The organism is Mesorhizobium sp. WSM4819 (assembly GCF_055811215.1).
The window spans coordinates 101150-124475 of record NZ_JBVVQO010000013.1 but is presented as its reverse complement, the minus strand read 5'-3'; the positions used below and the strand labels follow the sequence as shown (position 1 = coordinate 124475).

Below are 23326 nucleotides of genomic sequence, written 5' to 3'. Positions count from 1 at the left end.
TGTCGAATATGATCTTCGCCTATAGTGTCTTGGTGTCCAACAGACCATCTTCCTTCATCATATCCAGATAAATCTGGACAGCGGGATGGCCATGGGAAGAGGCCCTGAGCAGCCACTTGGAGGCTTCCTTGTAATTCGGTTGTCCATCGATACCGCGATAGTACAGCATCCCAAGGCTGGCTTCGGCATCGATATTTCCCGTTTTCGCGGCAGCCAGCCACCAAGACTCGGCGGACTTGTCGTCTCTGGCGATGCCTTCACCATTGGCATAGGCGTATGCCACGTGGAGCTGAGCCTGGATATCTCCCTGCTTTGCGGCCTTGAGCCACCACGAAACCGCGTCCCCCTTGCTTTGGCTAACACCGGCGCCTTTCGAATAGGCGCCCCCCAGGTTCAGTTGCGAACTGACGTCTCCCTGATTGGCCGCCTTGAGCCACCAGGACGCCGCGTCCGCATCGCTTTGGGGAACACCATTGCCGATTGAGTACGCATAGCCAAGCGCGGCTTGTGCCTGGGGGTTGGCCTGTTCGGACGCTTTACGCCACCAGACCGCAGCCAGACCATGATCATGTTGTACCCCCCAACCCTGTGAATAGGCTTGGCCAACAGCGAATTGAGCGTTGGGATATCCCTGATCGGCCGCCTTACTGAACCAGGAAAATGCCTGTGCTTCATCCTTGCCCACGCCTTTTCCCAACGCATATGCAGTTCCAACGGCATATTGCGCATCGGCGAGGTCGCTGGCCGCGGCTTTCATCCACCATTCGAACGCCTGGCGGTCGTCCTTCGCCACCGCTCGACCTTCTGAATAGAGAACGCCAAGGAAGTGTTGACCATTTGCGTGCCCATTGTCCGCAGCCTTCCGCGCCCACATTAAGGCCAACCGATCGTCCTTTCCGACACCTCTGCCATCATAATAAGCTTGGCTGAGGCCGGACGCACCATCTAGGTTTCCTGCCTCTGCGGACTGGCGCCACAAGTTCACTGCCAGTGCGTCATTCTGCGCAACGCCCTGGCCTGACCAATACATCAGGCCAACATTGTTCTGCGCAACGGGGTTGCCGGCGTCGGCCACTATCTTCCACTGGCGGAATGCCTCGGCGTAGTCCTTGGCGAGGAATGCCGCTTGCGCCTTCTGGATGGCCGACCACTGAGCGTAATAATTGCGAGCTGGCCAAAACAGCACGACAGCAGCCAACACAAGCAAGACGATGGGAAAGTTTCTTCGGCGATGTGGCACGGGCAAAATGGACACAGTTGTGTTCGCCTCGAGCGGCCAGTCTTCACTGCTCACGTTCGCCAATCCATTTGTCGATAGCGGTAATCATTAGCGCACGCCGCCTCTTCCCGAAATATCCGCACCTTGAAAAATCTAATCAATCCGGAGCACCGGCGAAAAGCACCACCCCGTCTCCGCCGCCTGCCGGCCAGTCCCGGATGGTGCGGTCGTAGCCGCCGGTCAGCACTGTGCCGTCAGCGGCGAACGCCACGGCGTAGATCGGTCCGGACCGGCTGTCGAACAGCGCGGTCTCGCTGCCGGTTTCCATGTCCCACAGCCGTCCAGTGCCGTCGAGCGATCCGGACAGCAGCCGCTTGTTGTCGGCCGACAGCGCCAGCGCATAGACCGTGCCCGAATGGCCCTCGAGGCGGCGAACTTCGCTGCCTGTTTCGAGATCCCAGAGCTTGATCGTATAATCGCCGCTGCCGGTGATCAGATGGCGCCCGTTGGCCATGAACACGATGCCATAGGGGCCGCGCTCATGCCCGTGCCAGCTGCGCAGCTGCTTGCCGGTGTCGATGTCCCATAGTTTTAGTGTGCCCTCGATACTGCCGCTGATCGCGCATGTGCCGTCGGGCGAGACGGCGACCCCGCTGATCGACCAGTCGTGCCCTGGCATCACATGCAGCACCGAGCCTTTCTCGATATCCCAGACGATGACCCTGCCGGTGTCGTGCCCACTGACTGCACGTTTGCCATCGGGGCTGATCGCCAGCTTGTTGACGCCGCCGTTCTGGCCTGACGAGAAGACGTGCAGCACCGCGCCATCGGAGAGCTGGCGCAGCACGATCTCGCCATCGTCGCCCGCCGTCAGCGCCCCATCGGGCAGGAAAAGCGCGGTACGCGCCATGTCCTTGTGGATGCCGAGGGTGCGGATCAGGCGCTTGCCGTCGATATCCCAGAGCTTGATCGTGCGGTCGGTACTGGCGCTCATGATCGAGTGACCGTCGGACGCCACCGCCAGCCAGACGACGGGCTCGCGGTGGCCATCGGGCTGCGTCGGCTGCGGCGGCGGAGCCTGAGGCAGCGGCGCGACGGTCTGCGGTGGCGCAGCCGGGGCTGGAGCAGGCTCCGGCGGTGAGACAGGTGGGGCAAGCGCGACCTCGGATGGCGAGGCAGGAGCCGGTTCCGGTTCCGGGGCCGGTGCGCTGGTGACCTCTTGGCTTTCCGGCGCGCTCGGCACGGTTTGCTCGGCGATCAGGCTTTTGCCGGCGTCCTGTGGCTGCCGCGACCACGGGCCGAGTTGGTCGGCCACCAGAGCGAGCACGGCGAGGAACGGAACGACGGCAAGGAGCCGCCGCAGGCGTGGTCTTCCGGCGGGTTGCAGTTCGGCGTCCCTGCCGAACAGAGGCGCCTTCGGATCGTGCGTCGACCGGCTCGGCAACAGGCCGGCCCAGAACAGCAGGGCTGCAAGGGCTGAGACAACGCCCGTCGCTGCGAAAAGCCAAGCGCGCGGACGCGAAGCCTTCGCCGGCACCCCCCACCGCGAAATACACGCGTGTGAAGCAGAGCATGCCGATCGCCAGCAGCAGCATTGCCAGCAGCCTGTCGACAAACCTGTTCATCGGGCTCCCCCCGCGCCGCTGTTCGCTTCGTCCGCAATGATGCAGGTCGGCGCCGGGCTTGTCGATGCCCGGTCAATGCCGAAGAGCGAAACAGCGAGCGCAAAACGCGCGCCTACGCCAAAGCGCTCGATATGGCCTGGCGACACTCTTGGTCGCCGCAATGTTGCCCGGTCGCGCGCTAGGATCGCCTGCCAGCAGAACTCAGCGCCGAGGCCAAGTGATGGATGATTGGAAACCACCCTGGGACGGCGGCTGCCTGTGCGGCGGGATACGCTTTCGCATAAGTGCGCCGCCCTTGCTGACAATGGCATGTCATTGCACCGGCTGTCAGAAGCTGAGCGCGAGTGCTTATTCCCTGACTATGGCGGTGCCAAGCAGCGGCTCCACCGTTACGCAAGGCGAGCCGGTGGTCGGCGGCATGCACGGCCCGCACCGGCAACTCTACTGCCCGCACTGCAAGAACTGGATGTTCACGCATCCGCACGGCCTGGACTTCTTCGTCAATGTTCGCGCGACCATGCTGGACGAGCATCATTGGTATGTGCCCTTCGTCGAGGTCTTCACGTCGGAAAGGCTGCCCTGGGCAACGACCGCCGCCAGCCACAGCTTCGCCACCCAACCCGACCTTGAGGGGTATACGCCATTGATCGAGGCCTTCGCCCGCGAAGGCGCGCGACCGCGCTAAGGTTTCGCTCTACGATGGACCCCCACCCCTAACCCTCCCCACAAGGGGGAGGGAGACTTCGTTGGCGCCGATAGTTGGTTTTGTGCGTCAAGTTCTGCAAAATTTGGCGTGGCATTCAGCGGTGACGTTGGCGTGTCCGCCGCGCGGCGTTCCCTCCCCCTTGTGGGGAGGGTTAGGGTGGGGGTCCACCTTCGCAAGAATCCAAATGCGATTGCCTTGCCCGCAAGGGGGGAGATTGGCTCCCACCCCTCACCGCAACTCAACCCACACCGGGGCGTGGTCGCTGGCGCCGGGCTCGCCGCGAACGTCGCGGTCGATGCCTGCCCCGGCCAGCCGGCGCGTCAGTTTCTTGGACAGCAAGATATGGTCGAGCCGCAGGCCGGCGTCGCGCTGCCAGCGGTTGCGGCGATAATCCCAGAATGTGTAGAGCGTCTCCTTCGGGTGTTTTTTGCGCAGCGCGTCGGTCCAGCCCTGGTCGAGCAGCGCTGCGAAGGATTCCCGGCTCTCCGGCTGCACCAGCGCATTGTCGTCATAGGAGCGGGTCGGATAGATGTCGCGCGGCTCGGGCACGATGTTGTAGTCGCCGGCCAGCACCACCGGCAGGCCGGTGTCGAACAGTTCTTCCGCATGCGCGTTCAGGCGCTCGTGCCACGCCAGCTTGTAGGTGAATTTCGGGCCGGGCTGCGGGTTGCCGTTCGGCGCATAGAGGCAGGCGACGACGATGCCGCTGACCGCCGCCTCGATGTAGCGGGCCTGGTTATCGCTGTCGTCGCCGGGCAGCGCCTCGCGGGTCAGAACGGGTTCTGAACCCCGCGCCAGTATGGCGACGCCGTTCCAGGTCGGCTGTCCCACCCAAACCGCACCATAGCCGGCCGCGGCGAGTGCTGTGCGCGGAAACTGCGTCTGTCTTGCCTTCAGTTCCTGCAGGCAGACGATGTCGGGCTTGGCGACAGTCAGCCAGGCGAGCAGGTTCTGCAGCCGCCCGTTGATGTTGTTGACGTTGAAGGTGGCGATCTTCATCGGCCTGCTTCAGCGCACGATGCGCTCGGTCCACGCCTTCACCGCATCAGTCATCGTCTTCAGATGATCGGCGGCCGAAAAACCGGAGATGCTCTTGCGCGGCTTCAAATCGTGGTCGCCATCTTCCAGCCACCGCATTTCGATGGTGTCGGAAAGGTCGTAGGTCGCGACCTCGTTCCTGGTCCCGAATTCGTCGCGTGTGCCCTGAAAAATCAATGTCGGCGTCTTGAGACCGGCGAGGTGTTTTGTCCGAAGCTGCGTCGGTTTCCCCGGCGGATGGAAGGGATAACCGAGGCAAAGCAGCCCTGAAATCTCGTCCTTCGAAAACATCTCGTCGGCGATCATCGAAGCGACGCGGCCGCCCATCGACTTGCCGCCGATGATGAGCGGCCCGTTCACGCCCTTCGCCCTGAGGTCGGCGATCGCCTTGATGTATTCCGGGTTCACCGTCTCGGCGCGCGGCGGCGGCTTGCGGTGGCCGTAGCGGCGGGCCGCCATGTAGTGGAATTCAAAGCGCGCAACGCGGAACCCGGCTTCGGCCAGCGCTTTTGCCGTGGCATTCATCGAGGCAGAATCCATCGGCGCGCCGGCGCCATGGGCGAGCAGGATGGTGATGGGAGCGGTTTCTGGGCCGTCGAGGAGGAAGGTGGTCATGGGGCGGCCCACTTTTGAAGGCCGCGTTCCTTCGCGCCCCCCTCTGGCCTGCCGGCCATCTCCCCCGCAAGGGGGGAGATCGGCAGCTCGGGCGCCCCGCTTACTCTTGCAACGTTTAAGGATGACGAAAGCGGCTGAGTGCTTAATCTCCCCCCTTGAGGGGGAGATGTCCGGCAGGCCAGAGGGGGGTGTTCAAGCGCGATCAAACGAAGCCCTCACCCCGACATCCGCGCCAGCTGCAAATCGATGAACTGAATACCCTTGGCCGCCATGCGCGCCCATTCGGAGCTGGCGTCGAGCTCGAGATAGCGCGCCCAGTTCCGCCGCGCCTCGGCGAGGTTGCCGGCGTCGAACTCCAGCCTTGCCAGGTTGAACACCGCATCGGCATAGTTTTGGTCGAGCGCGATCGCCTTCTGCAGATGCCGGCGCGCCGAGCCGTCGCGGCCCTCATCGCTCATCAGCCCGGCCAGGTTGAACCAGGCCTCGACAAAGCCGGGGTCGCACTTGATGGCGCGGGCATAGTCATGCGCCGCCTCGGCCGCGCGTCCGGCGGCGCGCAGGCAGTTGGCGCGGTTGAAGGCGGCGATCGCATCGCCCGAATCGATGGCCAGGCAGCGCTGGTAGAGTGCTGCCGCCTGCTCGTGGTCTTCAGCCTGTTCCGCGGCTTCGGCGTCGGCGAACAGTTCTTCCAGCGTGTCGTCATCCGGCGTTCCCAGATCGAACAGCAGTTGGCCGTCGAGTTCGCTCTGGCCGCCCTCGAGATAGATCTGATCGGCGCGCCCATGCTGCGAGCCGACATTCAGCGACTTGGCGGTCAGCGAAGCGACCGGGCCGCAGCGGTGCACCGAGCGCGCGATCGCCCCCCACGAGGCGCCGCCGGCGACCAGCCCGGCATATTTGCGGGCCAGGATCAAATCGCGAAACGAATAGGGTTCGCAATCATGCTCGAAGGCATCGAAAAGCGACAACAGGTCGAGGTCGGCGGCGGCAAGCCGCGACTGGTCAATGAGCGACTGCCTGGGCAGCGCCGAAGCCTCCGGCGCCTTGATCAGCCCGAGCAGGCGCAAAAAACCGTTTTCGCTGATCAGCTTGCGCCCGGCCGCACGCTCGGCGGCGACGCGGCGCTCGATCTCGGCATCCCCGGCCTTGGCCAGAAGTTTGCGGCCGAACACGACATGGCTGGTGCGCCTGTTGACGCCGCGTCGCAACTGGCCCTGCCGGCGCTCGACTTCACGCGCCGCCAGCCTCAGCGGGAACGCCGCCAGCGCGCCGATCGCGCCGAAGACGCTGCCGGAAATTATACCGGTGGGCGCTGTCACCCTTTGCTCTTGCCGACGGCCTTGAGCAGATTGGCCTTGAGCGGATTTTCCTTGGCCGCGCCGGCGCCGCCCCTGGCGGATTTCGTTGCCGGTTTCGCCGCTTCATCGGCCTTGCTCTTGCTCCTGGCCGGCGGCTTGGCCGATTGCGACAGGCTGGCCTTCAGCGCATCCATCAGATTGATCACATTGCCGCGCTCGGGCGCGGCCGCAATGATCGGCTTGTGACCCTTGAGCTTCTCGCGGATCATCGCCATCAGCGCGATCTCATAGCGATCCTCGTAGTTCTTCGGATCGAACGTGGTTTCCTTCTGCTTGATCAGCGCCTCGGCAAGCTGCAGCATTTCCGGGTCGGGTTTGCCGGCCGGGATGTTGCCGAAATATTCAACTGTGCCGCGCACTTCATTCGGATTCCTCAAGGTGCAGACGAACATGCCGTTCTCGCGCGCGCCGATCGTCACCACGCGCTCGCGGCTGGACAGCACCAGCCGCGCGATCGCCAGCTTGCCGGATTTGCGCATGGCTTCGCGCAGCACCGCGAAAGTCTCCTCGGCCATCGCGCCATCGGGCGCCAGATAGTAGGGCGCGTCCTGATAGATGACATCGACCTCGCCCTCGTCGACAAAGGCCTCGATGTTCATCGTGTGGTTGGATTCGATGCGCACCGCCTCGAGGTCGGCATCTTCGATGATGATGTACTGCTTGTCCTCGTATTCGTAGCCCTTGACCAGATCCGAGCGCTCGACCAGCCCGAGTTCGGGATCAACCGGCTTCATGTTGATGCGGTTGTGGGTGTCCTTGTGCAGCTGGTTGAAGCTGATCCGCTCACTGGCACTCGTCGCCGGATACAGCCGGACCGGACAGCTGACGAGACTGAGCTTGAGGTAACCTTTCCAACTTGCCCTGGGCGCCATGAAACTCTCCTACGCGGCCGTGCACCGTCGAACATTTCGCAGCGCTTCGTCCAAAGGACGAACGGCGCCGCGCAAAACCTACATCGCCCTCACAATACCGGCAAATCCCTAGCGAAATCTTCCATGTCGGCCCAAGGATCGCCGGAGGTGTTTAGAAGGCCCGGCAGCGAAGAATAATTCAAATCTTCCGGAGCGTCGATGGATTCCAGATCGGACCAGCTCACCGGCGTCGAGGCCGGCAGGTTTGTGCGGGCGCGCAGCGAATAGGGTGCCGCCGAAGTGTGGCCGCGCGCGTTGCGGTGAAAGTCGATGAAGATGCGCCGCTTGCGGTTGTCCTTGCCCATGGTGGTGGTGAAGGTGTCGGGCGCCGTGGCGGCCAATGCGGAGGAGATGGCGCTGGTCGCCTGGTGCAGTTTTTTCCAGTTCTGTTTTTGCGTCACCGGCACTGATATGTGGATGCCCTTGCCGCCCGAGGTTTTGGCAAACGGCACCAGCCCCATCGCCTCCAGTTCGGCGCGGATATGCACCGCCGCCTCGACCACCTCGCGCCAGCCAACCCCCTCACCGGGATCGAGGTCGAAGACGATCAGGTCGGGTTTGTCGAGGCGCGTGCGATGGGTGCCCCAGGTGTGGAACTCGACGACGCCGAACTGCGCCAGCGCCAGATAGCCCTTGGCATCCTCGACCGACAGGTAGGATTTGGTCTCGCCCTCGGAATTGGTCGCCTCAAAAGTCGCCACCGATTTCGGCATGCCGGTGAAGGCATGGCGCTGGAAGAAGCAGTCCTGCGGCTTGCCGGTCGGGCAGCGCACCAGCGACACCGGGCGGCCCAAAATGTGCGGCAGCATGAAGTCGCCGACCAGCGCGTAGTAAACGGCGATGTCGAGCTTGGTCGGTCCGGTTCTGCCGAACAGCCGCCGCGTCGGGTTGGTCACCCAGATCGTGGCGAGGTCGGCCTCGGCGATCAGCTGCTTGCGCTTGGCCGATACAGGCGTGGACAGGCCGACATCGCGCAGCCCGCGGAACACGGCATGGCGCAGCGCATTATCGGTGGTCCGGTTGGCATAGTGGATATGGGCCGAAAGCAGCGGCCGCACCCAGTTCATCTCGCGCATGATCTCGCGTGGAACGCCTTCGGGTGCAGCCGCGCCGGCGCGCAGCGGCTGCAGCCGGGCCAGCAACGCGGTGGCGGTGGCGGCGTCGAAGCCGGTGCCGACCTTGCCGCGATAGTGCAGCTCGCCATCCTCGAATTCGCCGAGCCCGAGCGCGGCCAGCCCCTCGGCTGCAGCGGAGGTGGTGTAGCCGGCGACGACGAAATCGCCGGTCTTCAGCGCCTTGGTCTTGGCCCAGGTCTTGGTGCGGCCGCTCTGGTAGATCGCCGTGGCGCGCTTGGAGACGATGCCTTCCAGCCCCATCTCGGAGGCCTGGTCGTAGAGCGCCTGGCCATCGCCTTCGACGTGGTCGGAGAACTGGATGGCGGAGTTGGCGCCCAGGCCGGACAGCAATTGCGACAGCAGCGCCTTGCGCCGGCCGAGCGGCACTTTTCTCAGGTCCCAGCCGTCGAGATACAACAGGTCGAAGGCATAGAAGTGGAGCTTGTTGCCGGCGCCCTCGGCCAGCGCCTCCTGCAAAAGGGCAAAGCGGCTGATGCCCCTCGCGTCGAGCACGACGACCTCGCCGTCGATGATCGCATCGCGGCAGGGCAGCCTGGCAAAGGCGAGCGGCAGGTCGCCATAGCGCCTGGTCCAGTCGAGGCCGGCGCGGGTGATCAATTTGACCGCGCCGTCGGCCAGATGCACCATGGTGCGGTAGCCGTCGAATTTTATTTCGTGCAGCCAGATTTCGCCCGTGCGGCTCGCGGGGCCTTCGCAGCCCGGCGGCTTCGGAACCTGCGTGGCCAGCTGCGGCTCGATCCGGGAAGGCAGCGGCGCCTTGACCGCACCCGGCAGCGCACCGGGTTTCAATGCCACCGGTTTCGCAGGCCTTGCGGCAGGCTTCGGGGTTGCCACCAGATCCTCGATGCGACGGCCGGATTTGACGCTTTCCGGCCGGGCTTCCAGTATGTCGAGCCTGGCGTCGGCGGCGAGGTCGCGCTCCTTGAACAGCAGCCAGTTCTTTTTGCCCTCATCCTCGCCGGGCTTCGGTTTCAGCCTGGTCAGCATCCAGCCGCCATTCAGCTTCTCGCCGGCGAGACGAAATTTGAAGGAGCCGGTGCGCAGGCTCTTTTCGACATCGTCCATCGGCGCCCAGACGCCGGTGTCCCAGACGATCATCGGCCCGCCGCCATATTCGCCCTCGGGAATGACGCCTTCGAAGTCGATATATTCAAACGGATGGTCCTCGGTCTCGACCGCCAGCCGCTTGTCGGCCGGATTGAGCGACGGGCCGCGAGGCACCGCCCAGCTCTTCAGCACACTGCCGACCTGCAGGCGAAGATCGTAATGGTCGGCAGTAGCGTGATGCTTGTGCACGACGAAGCGATTGCCTTCTGCGGCAACCGGCCCGCCGGCGGGCTCCGGCGTCTTGCTGAATTCGCGCTTGGCGCGATAGGCCTTGAGTTTGGACGGAGCTGGCATGTCAAAGACCGAAGCGCGCGGCAGTCAGCAACCAGCGTCTCATTCCTTCGCGCCCCTCTCTGTCCTGCCGGACATCTTCCCCACGAGGGGGAAGATTGGCAGCTTCTGCCTTGGCGCCTCTTCTTCGACGTTGGAGATTGGCGAAAGCATTCGTGACATCCAATCTCCCCTCGTGGGGGAGATGTCCGGCAGGACAGAGGGGGCGCTGTCCCGCCAGCATCAAAATTCCATCGCAGCGGCGCTCCGCTGTCACGGCATGGATCCCAAGGTCTCCGCGACGTCGCTTCGCTCCTGCTCCGCCCTGGGATGACGAAGGGATGGATGTCACGGGCTCAATCGTCGGTGGCCGGCGTCAATTCGAGCTCGGCAGGCGACAGACCCTGCTGGAGCTGGCTCAGCCGGAATTCGTCGACCCAATAAGCCTCGCCGTCGACGAGGACACGCGCCTTGTAGGCGCCGGCGGAAAAGCTCTGTGCGGTGATGTAGACCTTGTGGCGGCCGAGCGCCCTGCGCACTGCAGCGCGCTTGGAATTCTGGCTGGTGACGGAACTGGCCATGGACTGCTCATACACACGCCGCCGCAGGAGAAGACGGCTGGCATAAGGATGGCCGAGACAGACGGTTGTGTCAATTTTTCAACTTGCCTACGGCAGCTTCGCCAGTTCGGCAGCGTGGCGGATGGCAAGCAAGGCGTCCCGGTTGGTCACCGGATAGCCTGCGATGAAGCGTTCGACCGAAAAGCCTGGAAAATCGGCTCTCAAGCGGGCCGCGGCGCGCGCCGCCTCGCCGGTCTCGCCCATGGCCGCATGCGAAAGCGCCAGGAACATCAGCACGTCCGGCGACTCCGGCGAACTCCTGCGGAGCGCCGCGACAGCTTCCCGATGCCTGCCGGCGGCAAACAGGATGCGGCCTTGCATGCCGAAATACCAGGGCGGGGCCAATGGATTGAGGCGCATGGCACGCTCGATGAGCGGGATCGCCTCGGCTGGATCGCCGGTGACAAGCGCTTTGCTGCCGGCGAGCAGCAGCAGTATGCCGGCGTGGTTGGAGCCGTATTCGAGAGCCCGCCGGTGCGCGCGCTCCGCTCCTTCGAGATCGCCAAGGCATGCCCTGACATTGCCAAGGCATGCGTGGGCGCAGCTGTCCGTCGGGTCGAGGCGCAAGGCGTTTTCGGCCGTGATCCACCCGTTCTCGATTGACGTCAGCACGTCGTCGCCAAAGCCGTTGCAGGCCTCGATCGAATAGGCGTAGGCGAGTTCGGCCCAGCAGTTGGCGAAGGTAGGATCAAGCTCCAGCGCGCGCGAAAACAAGCGGATCGCCTCGGCATTGCTGGCGCGGCTGAACATGGTGTGCTGTTCGAGGGCAAGCAAATAAAAATCGTAGGCCCGCAAGCTGGCCAGCGGCTTGCGGCGAACCGCATTGCGGCCGACCGTGGCCAGCGTTCCATAACTGCCGGCGAACACGTTGATGATGCTTTCGGCCAGGCTGTCCTGCAGCGCGAAAATGTCATCGGCCGGGCGATCGTAGCGCTCCCTCCACAGGTCGACGCCGCTACGGGCATCGGCAAGCTCTATCGTCAAGCGAATCCTCTGGTCGTCCGCACGCAACTGGCCCGATACGAAATAGGTGGCGCCGAGCGCCTCGCCGTCAGCCGCGAAATCGGCCGGCTTGCTGCCCAGCGATTTCATCGTGTGGAAGGCGATGACAGGCAAGCCCGCGTATCGCGCCAGGTTGATGGTGATGTCTGACGACAGGCCGTCGGCAAAGCGGTGCCAGCGCTCTTCGGAATTCAGGCATTCGATCGGAAATATGGCGAGCACCGGCGGAGCGTCCGACTGACGTGACTGCCCGCCCGGCCGAGCGCCGGAAGCGCCGGCAAAATACGCCGCGAGCCCGATCTTGGTGCGCACGCCAAGTTTTTCGTAGATGGCCGCAAGGTGGGTGCGAACAGTGGTTGGGGCAATGAAAAGTGCATCGCCGATTTCGCGATAGGTCATGCCGGTTGCGAATTTTTCCGCGACCGCGCGCTCGCGACCCGACAAGGCGTCGAGCGTCTGCGCTTTCGAAGCGTCATTGACCGTCATGGTGGAACCCGTCCCAAGACAGAATACTACAAATGCAGGAGGCCGAATACTGCATCTGCCCGATCCCGTCGCAGGCGCACAAATTGCAAGGTCGTTTGCCGCAAAAAGCGGCAATCCGGGGGAGGTTTCCATGCGTCCTGTTTCGATAATGCTGGCATGCACGATCTTGAGTTTTTCCGCCGCCCAGTCGCCGTCGTTCGCTAGAGGATGCAGGCAGGTGCTGGAATCGGATGTGAAAATCACGAGCATGCGCCTCTATGCCGACATCCTGGCCAATGCCGCCCGCAACGGCTGGGACTACACCCCTGAATCGATCGTCAGCGGCTCAAAGCGGCATTTCGAGGAGATGAAGCTGCAGTTGAATGACGCCGGCTATGAGATCATGCCCGTCGGCGTCCGCCTGTATTGCAAGCGGTGGGACAAGCTCGCCGCCCGCTAGCAACCAGCGATCCGCCCTTTGCGGCGCAAGCTTTGGTGCAGGCCAACTGTCTGCTTCTGCTTGCCGCTGCCTTTTGCGGCTTCGGCAATGTTGCGCAGAAGACTGTGCTGGATCATCTCGATCCGCTTAGCGCCGTGGGCATGCGCTGCCTGATCGCGGGGCTCATGGTCGCGCCGCTGACGGGGCTCGAATGGGGAGCGAAATCCGGGCCAGGCTACTGAATCAGCCTCGCCAAAGTCAGCGCTCTGTTCTGACAACCGACAAAATCGGCAAGCCGGCGGTGGCAGACTGAGAGATCATCCCGGCAGTCCGGCGAACCCCGCGAAGCCGCCCGCGCGTTCTTGCGCAAATCTCCGGCCTTGGCTAGCATCCGCCCGCCGGCGCCGAGCGGAGGAGAACGTCGCGGTGGACCGGCTGGAGCGCCGTTGCGTCCCCCTGGGCGCTCAAAGGACACTCCATTTCTGGATCGACGCAGGAAATTTCGGAAAACCGGAACCGGTTTTCGGGTTCATGCGCTCATGTGGGAGGAGACTAAATTGATCAACAGACGTGAATTCCTGCTGTCGTCCGTGGCGATGGGCACGATGGCGCTGGCCGCTCCGCAACTGGCTTTCGCCCAGGACAAGCTGACCATCCTTGGTTCGGTGCCGAGCCTCGGCTTTCCGTTCTTCGTACACATGCTGAACCAGATCAAGGCGGAAGCTCAGGCGCAGGGCGTCAATCTTGTCGAAAGCGACGGCCAGAACTCGGCGCCCAAGCAGACCGCCGATATCGAGGCAGCGCTCGTGCAGAAGGTCAACGCCATCGTCATCTCGCCACTCGACGTCAACGCGCTGGCCCCGGCCATCGAGCAAGCGATCCAGGCCGGCGTCCCCGTCGTCACCATCGACCGCCACGTCGACGGGGTCGAAGGCATCCTCGCCCATGTCGGCGCCGACAACGTCAAGGGCGGCGAGGCCGAAGCGCAGGCCATGGTGGCGGCTTTCCCGAACGGCGCCAAGATCTTCCATCTGCAGGGCCAGCCAGGTGCCGGGCCGGCGATCGACCGCAACAAGGGCGTGCACAACGTCCTCGACCCGATGAAGGACAAGTACCAGATCATCTTCGAGCAGACCGCCAATTTCGCCCGCGCCGAGGCGCTCTCGGTCACCGAGGCCGGCCTTGCCGCCAACGGCAAGCCCGACGCGATCATCTGCGCCAATGACGACATGGCGCTGGGCGCGGTCGAAGCCTGCGCGGCGCGCAACTTCACCGACGTCAAGATCTACGGCTTCGATGCGCTTCCCGAAGCGCTGGTCGCCGTGCGCGACGGCAAGCTGGCCGGCACCGTCGAACAGTTCCCCGGCGAGCAGTCGCGCACCGCGGTGCAGATCGCCGTCGCCTATGCCAGGGACAAGACCGAGCCGAAGGAAAAGCTTGTGCTGCTGACGCCGATCGTCATCGGCAAGGACAATCTCGACAAGGCGGAAAGGCTGGGCGAGACGAAGTAGGCGGGTCCAGGGCGCGCGGTGGCGAAAGCAGCGTTCTGTCGCGCCCCCCTCTGCCCTGCCGGGCATCTCCCCCACTTTGGGGGGGAGATTGGCAGTTTCAACGCCGGCTCTCCCTCTGCAACGTTGGTGATTGGCGAATCCAATTATCAAGGCGCAATCTCTCCCCTTGTGGGGGAGATGTCCGGCAGGACAGAGGGGGGCGCTGTCCCGCGGCCAATCGCAATCAGGGAGAAACCTTTGCCCACAGCTGAAGCCATCGCGCCATCTCTCCCCCTCCTCGCCGTCGAGGGCGTGACCAAGCGCTTTGCCGGCGTCACCGCGCTGAGCGATGTCTCGCTCGAGGTTCGGCCCGGCGAAATCCTCGGCCTGCTCGGCGAGAACGGCGCCGGCAAGTCGACGCTGCTCAAGATCCTGTCCGGCGTGATGCCGCCGTCCAGCGGCCGCATCGTCTTCGACGGCGTCGAATTCAATCCGCATAATCCGCAGGATGCCAAGCGCCTCGGCATCGTCACCATCTACCAGGAACTGAGCCTGATCCCGACGCTGACCGTGGCGGAGAATATTTTTATCGGCCGCGCGCCGCTCGGGCGCTTGGGCCTGGTCAGCTGGCGGAAGATGGAGGTAGACTCGCGCGCGATCATCGCCCGCGTCGGCCTTGACCTCGACCCGGCGACGCCGGTGTCTGCGCTGTCGGTGGCCGAGCAGCAGCTGGTCGAGATCGCCCGCGCGCTGTCGCTGAAGAGCCGGCTCATCATCATGGACGAGCCGACCTCGGCGCTGACCGAAACCGAAGTACAAAAACTGATGTCGATCATGGGCCGGCTGCGCAAGGACGGCGTCGCCATCATGTTCGTCACCCACCGGCTGGAAGAGGCCTCCGCGATCTGCGACCGCATGACGGTGCTGCGCGACGGCAGGCTGGCCGGCCATCTCGACCGCGATGGCGGGCCGATCAAGCTGCCGAAAATCATCGAGAAAATGGTCGGCCGCGCCGCGTCCGAGCTTTATGCCAGGCCGACGCTGCGCGATGTCGCCGGCGACGTCAGGCTTTCCGTGCGCGGTCTGCGCACGGTGCGCGATCCGCAGGCGCCGCACGCCATCGTGCTCGAAGGCATCGATCTCGACCTCAAGGCGGGCGAGATCCTCGGCGTCGCCGGCCTCGTCGGCTCCGGCCGCACCGAGCTTGCCCGCGCCATCTTCGGTGCCGACCGCATCGCCGCCGGCACCATCACCCTCGACGGCAAGACGATCGCGCCTGAAACACCCGCCGACGCCATCGCCCTCGGCATCGGCCTGGTGCCGGAAGACCGCAAGCATCAGGCGATCTTCGCCGCGCTCGGCATCCTCACCAACTTTTCCGTCGCTGCGCTCGGCCGCTACTCCAACGCTCTCGGCTTCATGGCCGAGCGCCGCGAGCGCCAGGCGCTGGCGAGCTACAGAAAAACGCTGTCGATCCGCATGGCCTCGCCCGAGCAGCCCATCGAGGGCCTGTCCGGCGGCAACCAGCAGAAGGTCATCCTCGCCCGCTGGCTGGCGCGCGACCCCAAGGTGCTGATCGTCGACGAGCCGACGCGCGGCGTCGATGTCGGCGCCAAGGCCGAGGTGCACCAGATCCTGGTGCAGCTCGCCGGGCGCGGCATCGCCATCATGATGATCTCGTCGGAATTGCCCGAAGTGCTTGCGGTGTCGGACAGGATCGTCACCATGCGGCGCGGCCGCATCACCGGCGAGATGCCAGGCATCGAGGCGACCGAGGAAAAACTGATGGAACTGATGGCGCTCGATCAAACGCAGGAAGCGACGCAATGACCAGCACGACCGAACAGAGCCAGCGCGGCGGCATCAATGTCGCGCGCCTGCTGATGAGCTTCGGACCGCTGATGTTCCTGGCGCTGCTGATCGTCGTCTTCACCGTGCTGAAGCCGAGCTTCATCGACCCGATCAACATCTTCAACATCATGCGGCAGATCTCGATCACCGGGCTGATCGCGCTCGGTATGACCTTCGTCATCCTCACCGCCGGCATCGACCTGTCGGTCGGCTCGCTGCTGGCTTTCTGCGGCATGGTCGCGGCGGTGGTGGCCAAGGGCGGCACCGCCAACACGCTGTCGCTGTCGACGTCCGGCGCACAAGGCTATGGCTGGTTCGCAGCCCTTCTGGCCGCCGTCGTCGTCGGCGCCCTGGCCGGCGGCGTCCAGGGCTTTGCCATCACCCGGCTGAAAGTGCCGCCCTTCGTCGTCACGCTCGGCGGCCTCACCGTGTTTCGCGGCCTGACGCTGACGATCTCCAATGGCGGCCCGATCTCCGGCTTCGACGCTTCGATGCGCTGGTTCGGCACCGGGCTGATCGGCCCGGTCCCGGTGCCGGCGATCATTTTCGCGGCGGCGGCGATCCTCTGCCACATCGTCCTGCGCTACACGCGCTACGGCCGCGCCGTCTACGCCGTCGGCGGCAATGCCGAGGCGGCGCGGCTGTCCGGCCTGCGCGTCGACCGCATCCTGATCTCGGTCTACGTCATCGTCGGCTTCTTCGCCGGCCTTGCCGCCTTCGTGCTGTCGGCCAGGCTCAATTCCTCGGAAGCCGTCGCCGGCATCGGCTACGAGCTGACGGTGATCTCGGCGGTGGTCATCGGCGGCACCTCGCTGTTCGGCGGCATTGGCTCGGTCGGCGGCACTGTGGTGGGCGCGGCACTGATCGGCGTGCTGCAGAACGGGCTGCAGTTCAACAACGTCTCGTCCTACACGCAAAGCATCGTCATCGGCCTGATCCTGATCCTCGCCGTGGCCTTCGACCGCTGGCTGAAATCGCGGGTAAGGCGGTAGTCCGAGGGGCAATACAGACCTAGGTCGGCGGGACAGTACCCCCTCTGTCCTGCCGGACATCTCCCCCTCAAGGGGGGAGATTGGATGTCGCTTCGGCTTTCGCCAATCTCCAACGTTGGGAAAAAGCGCTTTCACGCTGGTGCGTTCACACGCTGCGAACGCATCGCCCAATCTCCGAGCGGTCCACCCGCACCCGTAGAGCTCGTCTGCGGCGCGAGAAGGTCGTTGCGGCGGGCGAACGCCACGAAGGTCGCTCGCGCCGTCTACTCCTGGCCGGCCCCGACGCGTTGGGCCGACAGGAACATCAGCGTATAGGCCGCCTTGCGGCGATCCCAGCCGGCCTGCTCGGCCATATCCAGCAAGCCGTCGACCAGGGGCGCCAGCGCCGCCCTGCAATCGGTTTCATAGTTGAAATCGTTCTTCGGGCGGGTCGGCGCCGCGATCTTTCCAAAACTGTCCATCACATCCATGGCAACACCTGCTCCGCATTGGTCCGGACCGGCAAGACCGTGCCCGCTTTGGCGGACACGGTCCATCTGCCGTTCAGAAGCCTCGCTTTGGAGGCCTGACCTTAGTAGTCCATGCCACCGCCGGGCATTGCCGGTGCGGCAGCTTCCTTCTTCGGCTTCTCGGCCACCATCGCCTCGGTGGTCACGAGCAGGCCGGCGACCGACGCGGCGTCCTGCAGAGCGGCGCGCACCACCTTGGCCGGGTCGATCACGCCTTGCGCGTAGAGATCGCCGAACTCGTTGGTCTGGGCGTTCCAGCCATAGCCGAATTCCGTCTTCTCGCGCAGCTTGCCGACGATGATCGAACCTTCCGCACCGGCATTCTCGGCGATCTGGCGCACCGGCTGCTCGATAGCCCGACGCACGATCTCGACGCCTGTCCTCTGGTCGGGGTTGTCGACGGCGACATTGTCGAGCGCCTTCGCTGCCCTGAGCAGCGCCACGCCGCCGCCAGGCAGTATGCCTTCCTCGACCGCAGCGCGGGTGGCGTGCATGGCGTCGTCGACGCGGTCCTTGCGCTCCTTGACCTCGACCTCGGTCGAGCCGCCGACGCGGATGACGGCGACGCCGCCGGCGAGCTTGGCCAGCCGTTCCTGCAGCTTCTCGCGGTCGTAGTCGGAGGTGGTCTCCTCGATCTGCGCCTTGATCTGGCTAATGCGTGCCTGGATCTCGTCCTTGCGGCCGGCACCGTCGACGATGGTGGTGTTCTCCTTCTCGATCAGCACCTTCTTGGCGCGGCCGAGCATCTCCAGTGTGACGTTTTCGAGCTTGATGCCGAGATCCTCGCTGATTGCCGTGCCGCCGGTCAGTATGGCGATGTCTTCCAGCATCGCCTTGCGGCGGTCACCAAAACCCGGCGCCTTGACGGCGGCAACCTTCAGTCCACCGCGCAGCTTGTTGACGACCAGCGTCGCCAGCGCCTCGCCTTCGACATCCTCGGCGATGATCAGCAGCGGCTTGCTCGATTGCACCGCGGCTTCGAGCACCGGCAGCATGGCCTGCAGGTTGGACAGCTTCTTCTCGTGGATCAGCACATAGGGCTCTTCGAGCTCGACGCGCATCTTGTCCTGGTTGGTGATGAAATAAGGGCTGAGATAGCCGCGATCGAATTGCATGCCCTCGACCACTTCGAGCTCGGTCTCGGCGGTCTTGGCCTCCTCGACCGTGATGACGCCCTCGTTGCCGACCTTTTCCATCGCTTCGGCGAGGAAGCGGCCGATCTCGGCATCGCCATTGGCCGAGATGGCGCCGACCTGGGCGATCTCGTCGTTCCTTGTCACCTTGCGGGCATTGGCCTTGAGTTCGGCGACGATGGCGTCGACCGCCTTGTCGATGCCGCGCTTCAGGTCCATCGGGTTCATGCCGGCGGCAACCGCCTTGGCGCCTTCCTGGACGATCGACTGCGCCAGAACGGTAGCGGTCGTCGTGCCGTCGCCGGCGACGTCGCTGGTCTTCGAGGCGACCTCGCGCACCATCTGCGCACCCATGTTCTCGAACTTGTCCTCGAGTTCGATTTCCTTGGCGACGGTAACGCCGTCCTTGGTGATGCGCGGGGCGCCGAACGACTTGTCGAGGATGACATTGCGGCCCTTTGGACCGAGCGTCACCTTCACCGCGTCGGCGAGGATGTTGACACCGCGCAACATCTTCTCGCGGGCTTCGGTATGGAATTTCACATCCTTGGCAGCCATTGGATAACTCCTTCAAATAGGCAGCTTTTCGTTGACTGATGGCTTGTTCAGGCCCCGCTCAGGCGGCCTTCTTTTTTATCTGGTCGGTCATTTCAATCACGCCCAGCACATCGCTTTCCTTCATGATGAGCAGGTCCTCGCCGTTGAGCTTGATCTCGGTGCCCGACCATTTGCCGAACAGGATGCGGTCGCCGACCTTGACGTCGAGCGGCTGCAACTGTCCGCTATCGTCGCGCGCGCCGGGGCCGGCGGCGATGACCTCGCCTTCCTGCGGCTTTTCCTTGGCTGTGTCAGGAATGATGATGCCGCCAGCGGTCTTCTCGTCGACCTCGATGCGGCGGACCAGGATACGGTCATGCAATGGACGGAACGCCATTTCGTTCTCCTCATGGGACAAACAGATTTTCTTGGACCTCCCTTCGCAGCCGACCAGTGGGTCGGTGCGACGGTGCGCGACCCCTGCTCAGGCATCACGCGCCTATCGAATTAGTCTGCCTATCCAGCCTTTCAAGAGGACGCCGAAAAAATTTTAGCACTCGCCGTTGTCGAGTGCCAACGCACCGTAATAACGCACTGTAATAATGGCGCTATTCCAGGATTTGAAACGACGGATGCGACTTGAAACCGGGGCGCAACCTTCCGACATCGTCGTCGATCCCGGCACCGTCTGCCGGCGGCCGGAACCGATGAGGAAGCGGAGGCGTTTTTGCATGCGGAGGATGGACGCCTGATCGTTCGGAAAGGAGACGGCCATGGTCGGCAATGAGTTCCAGGTCAGCAACGAATTCCGGCTCCAGATGCAGGGTTTTGGCCTGACGACGGCAGAGATCCATTATCGTCTTCCCGACTATCGGGACCTGCTGCAGCTCTTCATCTGGCAGCAATACGACATCGCCCCGGATTTCCCGACGCTGAAGCATTTCCTCGAATTTTGGGAACGTGAGATCGAGGGCCCGCTGCATTCTGTGCGCGTCGCCCATCACCGTCTGATCCAGCCCTCCGAATGGCGGGCGGTGGACGGCGTCATTACGCTGCAGTGAAATAGAGAAAAGGTGGCGCTTTTCATGAAAGGCGCCGCCTCTGCAGCACAGCGCGTCCGCCTCGGCTTCAGGTTCCCCGGCTTCAGGTTCATTGGCGTTCAGGTGGATTGATGTTCAGGTGGATTAACGTCCCGTGACCAGCAGTCCGGCGGTGCGTGCCGCCTTGACGAAGGCGGTGCGCGCCTCGCGGGCGGTGCGCCAACCGTCGAGCGCGTCGCGGCAGGCGCGATAGGCTGCGCGCCAGTTGCGGCCGCGCGCCCGGTCCGGCCATTGCTGCATGCATTCGATGGCTTCCCAGCTGCTGGCGACCTTGCGCTCTCCGACGGATTGGAGCTCGAGCGTGATCGGCTCGGAAAATGGGACGTCGTTCATCACTTCCTCCTTTTCTTTTTGAGAATAACCAGGAAGGCGGCCCGATCGGCGCCCGACTGACGAGATGGTTCGTATGGCTGCACGCTTCAAGACCTCCCCCGTCTCCCAGTCTGCTTGCCGAAACCCGGCGCTATATGTCGTCGTCCGGCGGTTCGAGAAGCCCGATCAGCGTCGCCACCCTTGCCGACGGCAGCGGGCGGCCCTCGTTGACCAGCGCCTCATCGGCGCCGACCCAGGCAAAGGCCTCGCGCAACTCTTCGATCGTCGCGCCGGTCGAGGCGATGTCGGCGATGAAGGCGTTGTCGACCGGGCCCAGCACCGAAATGATGTCGTCGCGTGTCATGGTCATGATGTCCTCCATGCGGCGTGCCGGGCGCGACCCTCAAACGTCGGTTGAAACCGGCATTACCAGTACAATCCGGCAACCAAAATTCTGGCAGCGGGACAGAATCTGGGTCTTGATTTCGGCCTGACAATAACCAAATGAAAATTGCCGGTCGCCGAATGGGACCGGCAGAACCCAGGGAGCGCCAAGCTCTTTGGCGTCCCTCGTACTATGTTGCTCCACGGAGGATGTAGCTATGAGAACCGCATTCGACTTTTCCCCGCTCTATCGGTCGAGCATCGGTTTCGACCGCATCTTCAACCTGCTGGAAAACGCGCCTCAGGCAGTTGAAACCTGGCCGCCCTATGACATCGAGCGAAGCGACGAGAACACCTATCGGGTGAGGATCGCCGTCGCCGGCTTTTCCGAGAACGACCTCGACATCAGCCACGAGCCGAACCTTCTCATCGTCTCTGGCGAGCGCAAGGAACAGGACGAGGTGGAATATCTCCATCGCGGCCTTCCGGTGCGACCGTTCACACGGCGCTTCGAGCTTGCCGATCACATGACGGTCACCGGCGCCTCGCTCAATAACGGCCTGCTGACGATCGACCTCGTGCGCCAAGTGCCCGAAGAGATGAAGCCGCGTCGCATCACGATCGCCAAGCAAGACGGCGCGCCGAAGGCCGGACAGGTCGAGAAGCCGAAGCAGGCCGCCTGAGCGAAGTCGATCTCTGGCGTTCGCCTTTGACACAACCAGTCGAGAAAGGAGAACAGCAATGGCTATTCGTGATCTCATACCCTGGGGCCGGGAGAACAGTCCGGTTCCCAGCTTCTATCGTGACGAGGACCGCGACCCGTTCATGGCGTTGCATCGCGAGATGAACCGCCTGATCGACGACGCCTTCCGCGGCTTCGAAACGCGCATGCCGATGCTCAGCGGATTTTCGTCGGCGCGCGGCAGCTGGCCGAGCGTCGAAATCGCCGACGGCGAGAAGGAGATCCGCGTGACCGCGGAAATTCCCGGCATGGACGAAAAGGACGTCGAGGTGATGCTCGACGACGGCGTGCTGACGCTGCGTGGCGAGAAGCGCTCCGAGACCGAAGACAAGGACAGGCAGTTCTCCGAGCGGTTCTACGGCCGCTTCGAGCGCCGCATCCCGCTCGGCTACGAGGTCGAGGAGGACAAGGTGAACGCCGCCTTCCATAACGGCGTGCTCACCGTGACGCTGCCCAAGACGGAGCGCGCACGGACGAAAGCCAAGCGCATCGCCATCAGTGGCAGTGCCGCCAGCCCCGGCAAGATCAAGCACTGACGACATCGGCAGCCGGACGCGCCAGCCGCGTTCGGCTGCAGATCGTGCTGCATCCCGATCGGCCCGCGCGCTCCGCCCAAAGGCACGGGCTTCATTTGTTCGGCCGATGCGCCTGACGGCGCGAAGGCCACATAGTGAGTATCTACGGAGCATTGAGTAGCAGCGTCGCTACCGTGGCGTTCCTGGCGCACAGGCTACGGAGCCCGTCATCCGTTGGGGGTGGCGGGCTTTCGTATCAATTGTCGGCTTTATCGGCCTGTGAAATGTCCTCGCCATCCGCTTCGTGTCACGATCGCGGGCGGAGGCAGCCACCCGTCTCAGATCGCCTCGCGCTGCCGTTCCGGCGTGGCGACCAGCAAGGCCGCGGCGGCGTTGGCGGCAGCAAGTGCGGCCTCGACCCGATGGCCGCGGGCAAGGCCTGCCGCGAACGCGCCGACGAATTCGTCGCCGGCGCCATGGGTGCTGACCACCTTCACCGGAAGGGCGGCCCGCGCGAACGCCTGGCCGTCGCGGCCGCAATAGGCAACGCCCTCCCCGCCGGCCGTGACGATCGCCGCCGGGTAGAAATCGATCAGCATGCGTGCCGCCTCGGCAGCACCCTCGAGCGTATCGACGACCGCAACGCCGGCCAAAAATTCCGCCTCGATGGCGTTGACGATGACGATATCGGTGAGTGCGATCAATTCGCCGGACAGTTTTCGCGCGGGGGCGGCGTTGAGCACGACGCGGCCGCCATGCGCCTTCACCGCCCGCGCTGCGGCAATGTTGGCGGCTTCCGGCACCTCGTTCTGCAGCAGCAGTACCGCCGTTTGCGCAACCATCTCGGTCGCGGCCACGATGTCCTTCTCGCCCAAGGTGAGATTGCTGCCCGAGACGATCACCGCGCCATAATCGCCGCCGGCGTCGAAGATCGCCACGCTCATGCCCGAGCCGGCGCCAGGTGCGACCCGCACGAAGCGGCTGTCGACGCCGCGGCGTGCGAGATTGCCGACAAGCGCGCGGCCGAAATCGTCATCGCCGACGGCGCCGATTATTGCCGAGCGCACGCCGGCCCGCGCCGCCGAGACCGCCTGGTTGCCGCCCTTGCCGCCGCATTTCGGCTGCCAGGCATGGCCGGTTACGGTTTCGCCCTTGCGCGGACGGTCAGGCGCTTCGACCATGATGTCGTAATGCAGGCTGCCGAACACGGTGACCAGCGGAGCCGTCATGTGCCCCGATCTTTCATGAGC

General features: G+C 64.1%; 25 protein-coding genes. 9 read left to right on the top strand and 16 right to left on the bottom strand.

The window, feature by feature from the left end; genetic code table 11:
- Positions 1-19 precede the first annotated feature (19 nt).
- Positions 20-1294: a tetratricopeptide repeat protein gene (locus AC0L18_RS14600; protein ID WP_473492919.1), complete on the bottom strand. Its 1275-nt coding sequence runs from the start codon at positions 1292-1294 to the stop codon at positions 20-22.
- 82 nt (positions 1295-1376) lie between these two features.
- Positions 1377-2756 (bottom strand): WD40 repeat domain-containing protein, encoded by a 1380-nt coding sequence (locus tag AC0L18_RS14595; RefSeq protein WP_473492918.1) that lies wholly within the window; start codon positions 2754-2756, stop codon positions 1377-1379.
- Between the two features lie 308 nt (positions 2757-3064).
- Between AC0L18_RS14595 and AC0L18_RS14590 the strand changes: the two genes are divergently transcribed.
- Entirely contained in the window at positions 3065-3529 is a 465-nt protein-coding gene (locus AC0L18_RS14590) for a GFA family protein (protein WP_473492917.1), read from the top strand.
- Between the two features lie 249 nt (positions 3530-3778).
- Here AC0L18_RS14590 and AC0L18_RS14585 read toward each other — a convergent pair whose 3' ends face one another.
- The 7 genes from AC0L18_RS14585 to AC0L18_RS14555 all read right to left on the bottom strand — a co-directional run bounded on the left by AC0L18_RS14585 (position 3779) and on the right by AC0L18_RS14555 (position 12093).
- Positions 3779-4549 (bottom strand): exodeoxyribonuclease III, encoded by a 771-nt coding sequence (locus tag AC0L18_RS14585; RefSeq protein ID WP_473492916.1) that lies wholly within the window; start codon positions 4547-4549, stop codon positions 3779-3781.
- A gap of 9 nt (positions 4550-4558) precedes the next feature.
- The gene (locus tag AC0L18_RS14580) at positions 4559-5203 is read right to left on the bottom strand and encodes an alpha/beta hydrolase family protein (RefSeq protein ID WP_473492915.1); all 645 of its coding nucleotides are present in this window, start codon (positions 5201-5203) and stop codon (positions 4559-4561) included.
- A 215-nt stretch (positions 5204-5418) separates the two neighbouring features.
- Positions 5419-6522, bottom strand: coding sequence for a tetratricopeptide repeat protein (locus AC0L18_RS14575; RefSeq protein WP_473492914.1), 1104 nt, complete (start codon positions 6520-6522; stop codon positions 5419-5421).
- Entirely contained in the window at positions 6519-7433 is a 915-nt protein-coding gene (gene ku, locus AC0L18_RS14570) for a non-homologous end joining protein Ku (RefSeq protein WP_473492913.1), read from the bottom strand. The genes AC0L18_RS14575 and ku overlap by 4 nt, the downstream gene beginning before the upstream one ends.
- Positions 7434-7522: 89 nt before the next feature.
- Positions 7523-10009 carry a DNA ligase D gene (ligD, locus tag AC0L18_RS14565; RefSeq protein ID WP_473492912.1) on the bottom strand — a complete coding sequence of 829 codons (2487 nt, stop codon included), beginning with the start codon at positions 10007-10009 and terminating at the stop codon, positions 7523-7525.
- Between the two features lie 332 nt (positions 10010-10341).
- Positions 10342-10566 (bottom strand): hypothetical protein, encoded by a 225-nt coding sequence (locus tag AC0L18_RS14560; RefSeq protein ID WP_023799025.1) that lies wholly within the window; start codon positions 10564-10566, stop codon positions 10342-10344.
- Positions 10567-10653: 87 nt separating this feature from the next.
- Positions 10654-12093 (bottom strand): LuxR C-terminal-related transcriptional regulator, encoded by a 1440-nt coding sequence (locus AC0L18_RS14555; protein ID WP_473492911.1) that lies wholly within the window; start codon positions 12091-12093, stop codon positions 10654-10656.
- A 232-nt stretch (positions 12094-12325) separates the two neighbouring features.
- Here AC0L18_RS14555 and AC0L18_RS14550 point away from each other — a divergent pair, with 232 nt between their 5' ends.
- From AC0L18_RS14550 to AC0L18_RS14530, 5 genes are all read left to right on the top strand, one after another.
- A complete protein-coding gene (locus AC0L18_RS14550; RefSeq protein WP_128171069.1) occupies positions 12326-12532 on the top strand; it encodes a hypothetical protein in 207 nt (68 codons plus the stop codon).
- Positions 12533-12567: 35 nt separating this feature from the next.
- Positions 12568-12753 carry an EamA family transporter gene (locus tag AC0L18_RS14545; RefSeq protein WP_473492910.1) on the top strand — a complete coding sequence of 62 codons (186 nt, stop codon included), beginning with the start codon at positions 12568-12570 and terminating at the stop codon, positions 12751-12753.
- Between the two features lie 318 nt (positions 12754-13071).
- Positions 13072-14022 (top strand): substrate-binding domain-containing protein, encoded by a 951-nt coding sequence (locus tag AC0L18_RS14540; protein ID WP_473492964.1) that lies wholly within the window; start codon positions 13072-13074, stop codon positions 14020-14022.
- Positions 14023-14199: 177 nt separating this feature from the next.
- Entirely contained in the window at positions 14200-15831 is a 1632-nt protein-coding gene (locus tag AC0L18_RS14535) for a sugar ABC transporter ATP-binding protein (RefSeq protein WP_473492909.1), read from the top strand.
- Positions 15828-16844: an ABC transporter permease gene (locus AC0L18_RS14530; RefSeq protein WP_236377500.1), complete on the top strand. Its 1017-nt coding sequence runs from the start codon at positions 15828-15830 to the stop codon at positions 16842-16844. Before AC0L18_RS14535 ends, AC0L18_RS14530 begins: the two co-directional genes overlap by 4 nt.
- 263 nt (positions 16845-17107) lie before the next feature.
- On the opposite strand, the gene AC0L18_RS14525 is transcribed toward AC0L18_RS14530, so the two are convergent.
- The 4 genes from AC0L18_RS14525 to AC0L18_RS14510 all read right to left on the bottom strand — a co-directional run bounded on the left by AC0L18_RS14525 (position 17108) and on the right by AC0L18_RS14510 (position 19798).
- On the bottom strand, positions 17108-17380 hold the full coding sequence (locus tag AC0L18_RS14525; RefSeq protein WP_473492908.1) for a hypothetical protein: 273 nt from the start codon (positions 17378-17380) through the stop codon (positions 17108-17110).
- A 35-nt stretch (positions 17381-17415) separates the two neighbouring features.
- On the bottom strand, positions 17416-19044 hold the full coding sequence (gene groL, locus AC0L18_RS14520) for a chaperonin GroEL (protein ID WP_473492907.1): 1629 nt from the start codon (positions 19042-19044) through the stop codon (positions 17416-17418).
- A 58-nt stretch (positions 19045-19102) separates the two neighbouring features.
- A complete protein-coding gene (locus AC0L18_RS14515) occupies positions 19103-19420 on the bottom strand; it encodes a co-chaperone GroES (protein WP_023799038.1) in 318 nt (105 codons plus the stop codon).
- A 153-nt stretch (positions 19421-19573) separates the two neighbouring features.
- The gene (locus tag AC0L18_RS14510; protein ID WP_473492906.1) at positions 19574-19798 is read right to left on the bottom strand and encodes a hypothetical protein; all 225 of its coding nucleotides are present in this window, start codon (positions 19796-19798) and stop codon (positions 19574-19576) included.
- Here AC0L18_RS14510 and AC0L18_RS14505 point away from each other — a divergent pair.
- Entirely contained in the window at positions 19797-20084 is a 288-nt protein-coding gene (locus AC0L18_RS14505; protein ID WP_091598882.1) for an usg protein, read from the top strand. The two genes, AC0L18_RS14510 and AC0L18_RS14505, sit on opposite strands and share 2 nt — an antisense overlap.
- Positions 20085-20207: 123 nt before the next feature.
- Here AC0L18_RS14505 and AC0L18_RS14500 read toward each other — a convergent pair whose 3' ends face one another.
- Complete coding sequence (locus AC0L18_RS14500) at positions 20208-20456, bottom strand: DUF982 domain-containing protein (protein WP_473492905.1); 249 nt, start codon at positions 20454-20456, stop codon at positions 20208-20210.
- 130 nt (positions 20457-20586) lie between these two features.
- On the bottom strand, positions 20587-20805 hold the full coding sequence (locus tag AC0L18_RS14495) for a hypothetical protein (RefSeq protein WP_473492904.1): 219 nt from the start codon (positions 20803-20805) through the stop codon (positions 20587-20589).
- Between the two features lie 232 nt (positions 20806-21037).
- Here AC0L18_RS14495 and AC0L18_RS14490 point away from each other — a divergent pair, with 232 nt between their 5' ends.
- Positions 21038-21502 (top strand): Hsp20 family protein, encoded by a 465-nt coding sequence (locus tag AC0L18_RS14490; protein WP_091598875.1) that lies wholly within the window; start codon positions 21038-21040, stop codon positions 21500-21502.
- Between the two features lie 58 nt (positions 21503-21560).
- Positions 21561-22097, top strand: coding sequence for an Hsp20/alpha crystallin family protein (locus tag AC0L18_RS14485; protein ID WP_473492903.1), 537 nt, complete (start codon positions 21561-21563; stop codon positions 22095-22097).
- A 317-nt stretch (positions 22098-22414) separates the two neighbouring features.
- Here AC0L18_RS14485 and AC0L18_RS14480 read toward each other — a convergent pair whose 3' ends face one another.
- Positions 22415-23305, bottom strand: a complete 891-nt coding sequence (locus AC0L18_RS14480; protein WP_473492902.1) for a ribokinase — start codon at positions 23303-23305, stop codon at positions 22415-22417.
- Positions 23306-23326: the final 21 nt, after the last annotated feature.

Excerpts from the sequence above, each read along its gene's own strand:
- AC0L18_RS14585 (WP_473492916.1), bottom strand. The coding sequence starts at position 4,549 with ATGAAGATCGCCACCTTCAACGTCAACAACATCAACGGGCGGCTGCAG.
- ligD (WP_473492912.1), bottom strand. The coding sequence starts at position 10,009 with ATGCCAGCTCCGTCCAAACTCAAGGCCTATCGCGCCAAGCGCGAATTC.
- AC0L18_RS14510 (WP_473492906.1), bottom strand. The coding sequence starts at position 19,798 with ATGGCCGTCTCCTTTCCGAACGATCAGGCGTCCATCCTCCGCATGCAA.
- AC0L18_RS14485 (WP_473492903.1), top strand. The coding sequence starts at position 21,561 with ATGGCTATTCGTGATCTCATACCCTGGGGCCGGGAGAACAGTCCGGTT.
- AC0L18_RS14590 (WP_473492917.1), top strand. The coding sequence starts at position 3,065 with ATGGATGATTGGAAACCACCCTGGGACGGCGGCTGCCTGTGCGGCGGG.
- groL (WP_473492907.1), bottom strand. The coding sequence starts at position 19,044 with ATGGCTGCCAAGGATGTGAAATTCCATACCGAAGCCCGCGAGAAGATG.
- AC0L18_RS14530 (WP_236377500.1), top strand. The coding sequence starts at position 15,828 with ATGACCAGCACGACCGAACAGAGCCAGCGCGGCGGCATCAATGTCGCG.
- AC0L18_RS14555 (WP_473492911.1), bottom strand. The coding sequence starts at position 12,093 with ATGACGGTCAATGACGCTTCGAAAGCGCAGACGCTCGACGCCTTGTCG.
- AC0L18_RS14480 (WP_473492902.1), bottom strand. The coding sequence starts at position 23,305 with ATGACGGCTCCGCTGGTCACCGTGTTCGGCAGCCTGCATTACGACATC.
- AC0L18_RS14505 (WP_091598882.1), top strand. The coding sequence starts at position 19,797 with ATGGTCGGCAATGAGTTCCAGGTCAGCAACGAATTCCGGCTCCAGATG.
- AC0L18_RS14490 (WP_091598875.1), top strand. The coding sequence starts at position 21,038 with ATGAGAACCGCATTCGACTTTTCCCCGCTCTATCGGTCGAGCATCGGT.
- AC0L18_RS14495 (WP_473492904.1), bottom strand. The coding sequence starts at position 20,805 with ATGACCATGACACGCGACGACATCATTTCGGTGCTGGGCCCGGTCGAC.
- AC0L18_RS14515 (WP_023799038.1), bottom strand. The coding sequence starts at position 19,420 with ATGGCGTTCCGTCCATTGCATGACCGTATCCTGGTCCGCCGCATCGAG.
- AC0L18_RS14535 (WP_473492909.1), top strand. The coding sequence starts at position 14,200 with ATGTCCGGCAGGACAGAGGGGGGCGCTGTCCCGCGGCCAATCGCAATC.
- AC0L18_RS14580 (WP_473492915.1), bottom strand. The coding sequence starts at position 5,203 with ATGACCACCTTCCTCCTCGACGGCCCAGAAACCGCTCCCATCACCATC.
- AC0L18_RS14500 (WP_473492905.1), bottom strand. The coding sequence starts at position 20,456 with ATGAACGACGTCCCATTTTCCGAGCCGATCACGCTCGAGCTCCAATCC.
- AC0L18_RS14525 (WP_473492908.1), bottom strand. The coding sequence starts at position 17,380 with ATGGACCGTGTCCGCCAAAGCGGGCACGGTCTTGCCGGTCCGGACCAA.
- AC0L18_RS14560 (WP_023799025.1), bottom strand. The coding sequence starts at position 10,566 with ATGGCCAGTTCCGTCACCAGCCAGAATTCCAAGCGCGCTGCAGTGCGC.
- ku (WP_473492913.1), bottom strand. The coding sequence starts at position 7,433 with ATGGCGCCCAGGGCAAGTTGGAAAGGTTACCTCAAGCTCAGTCTCGTC.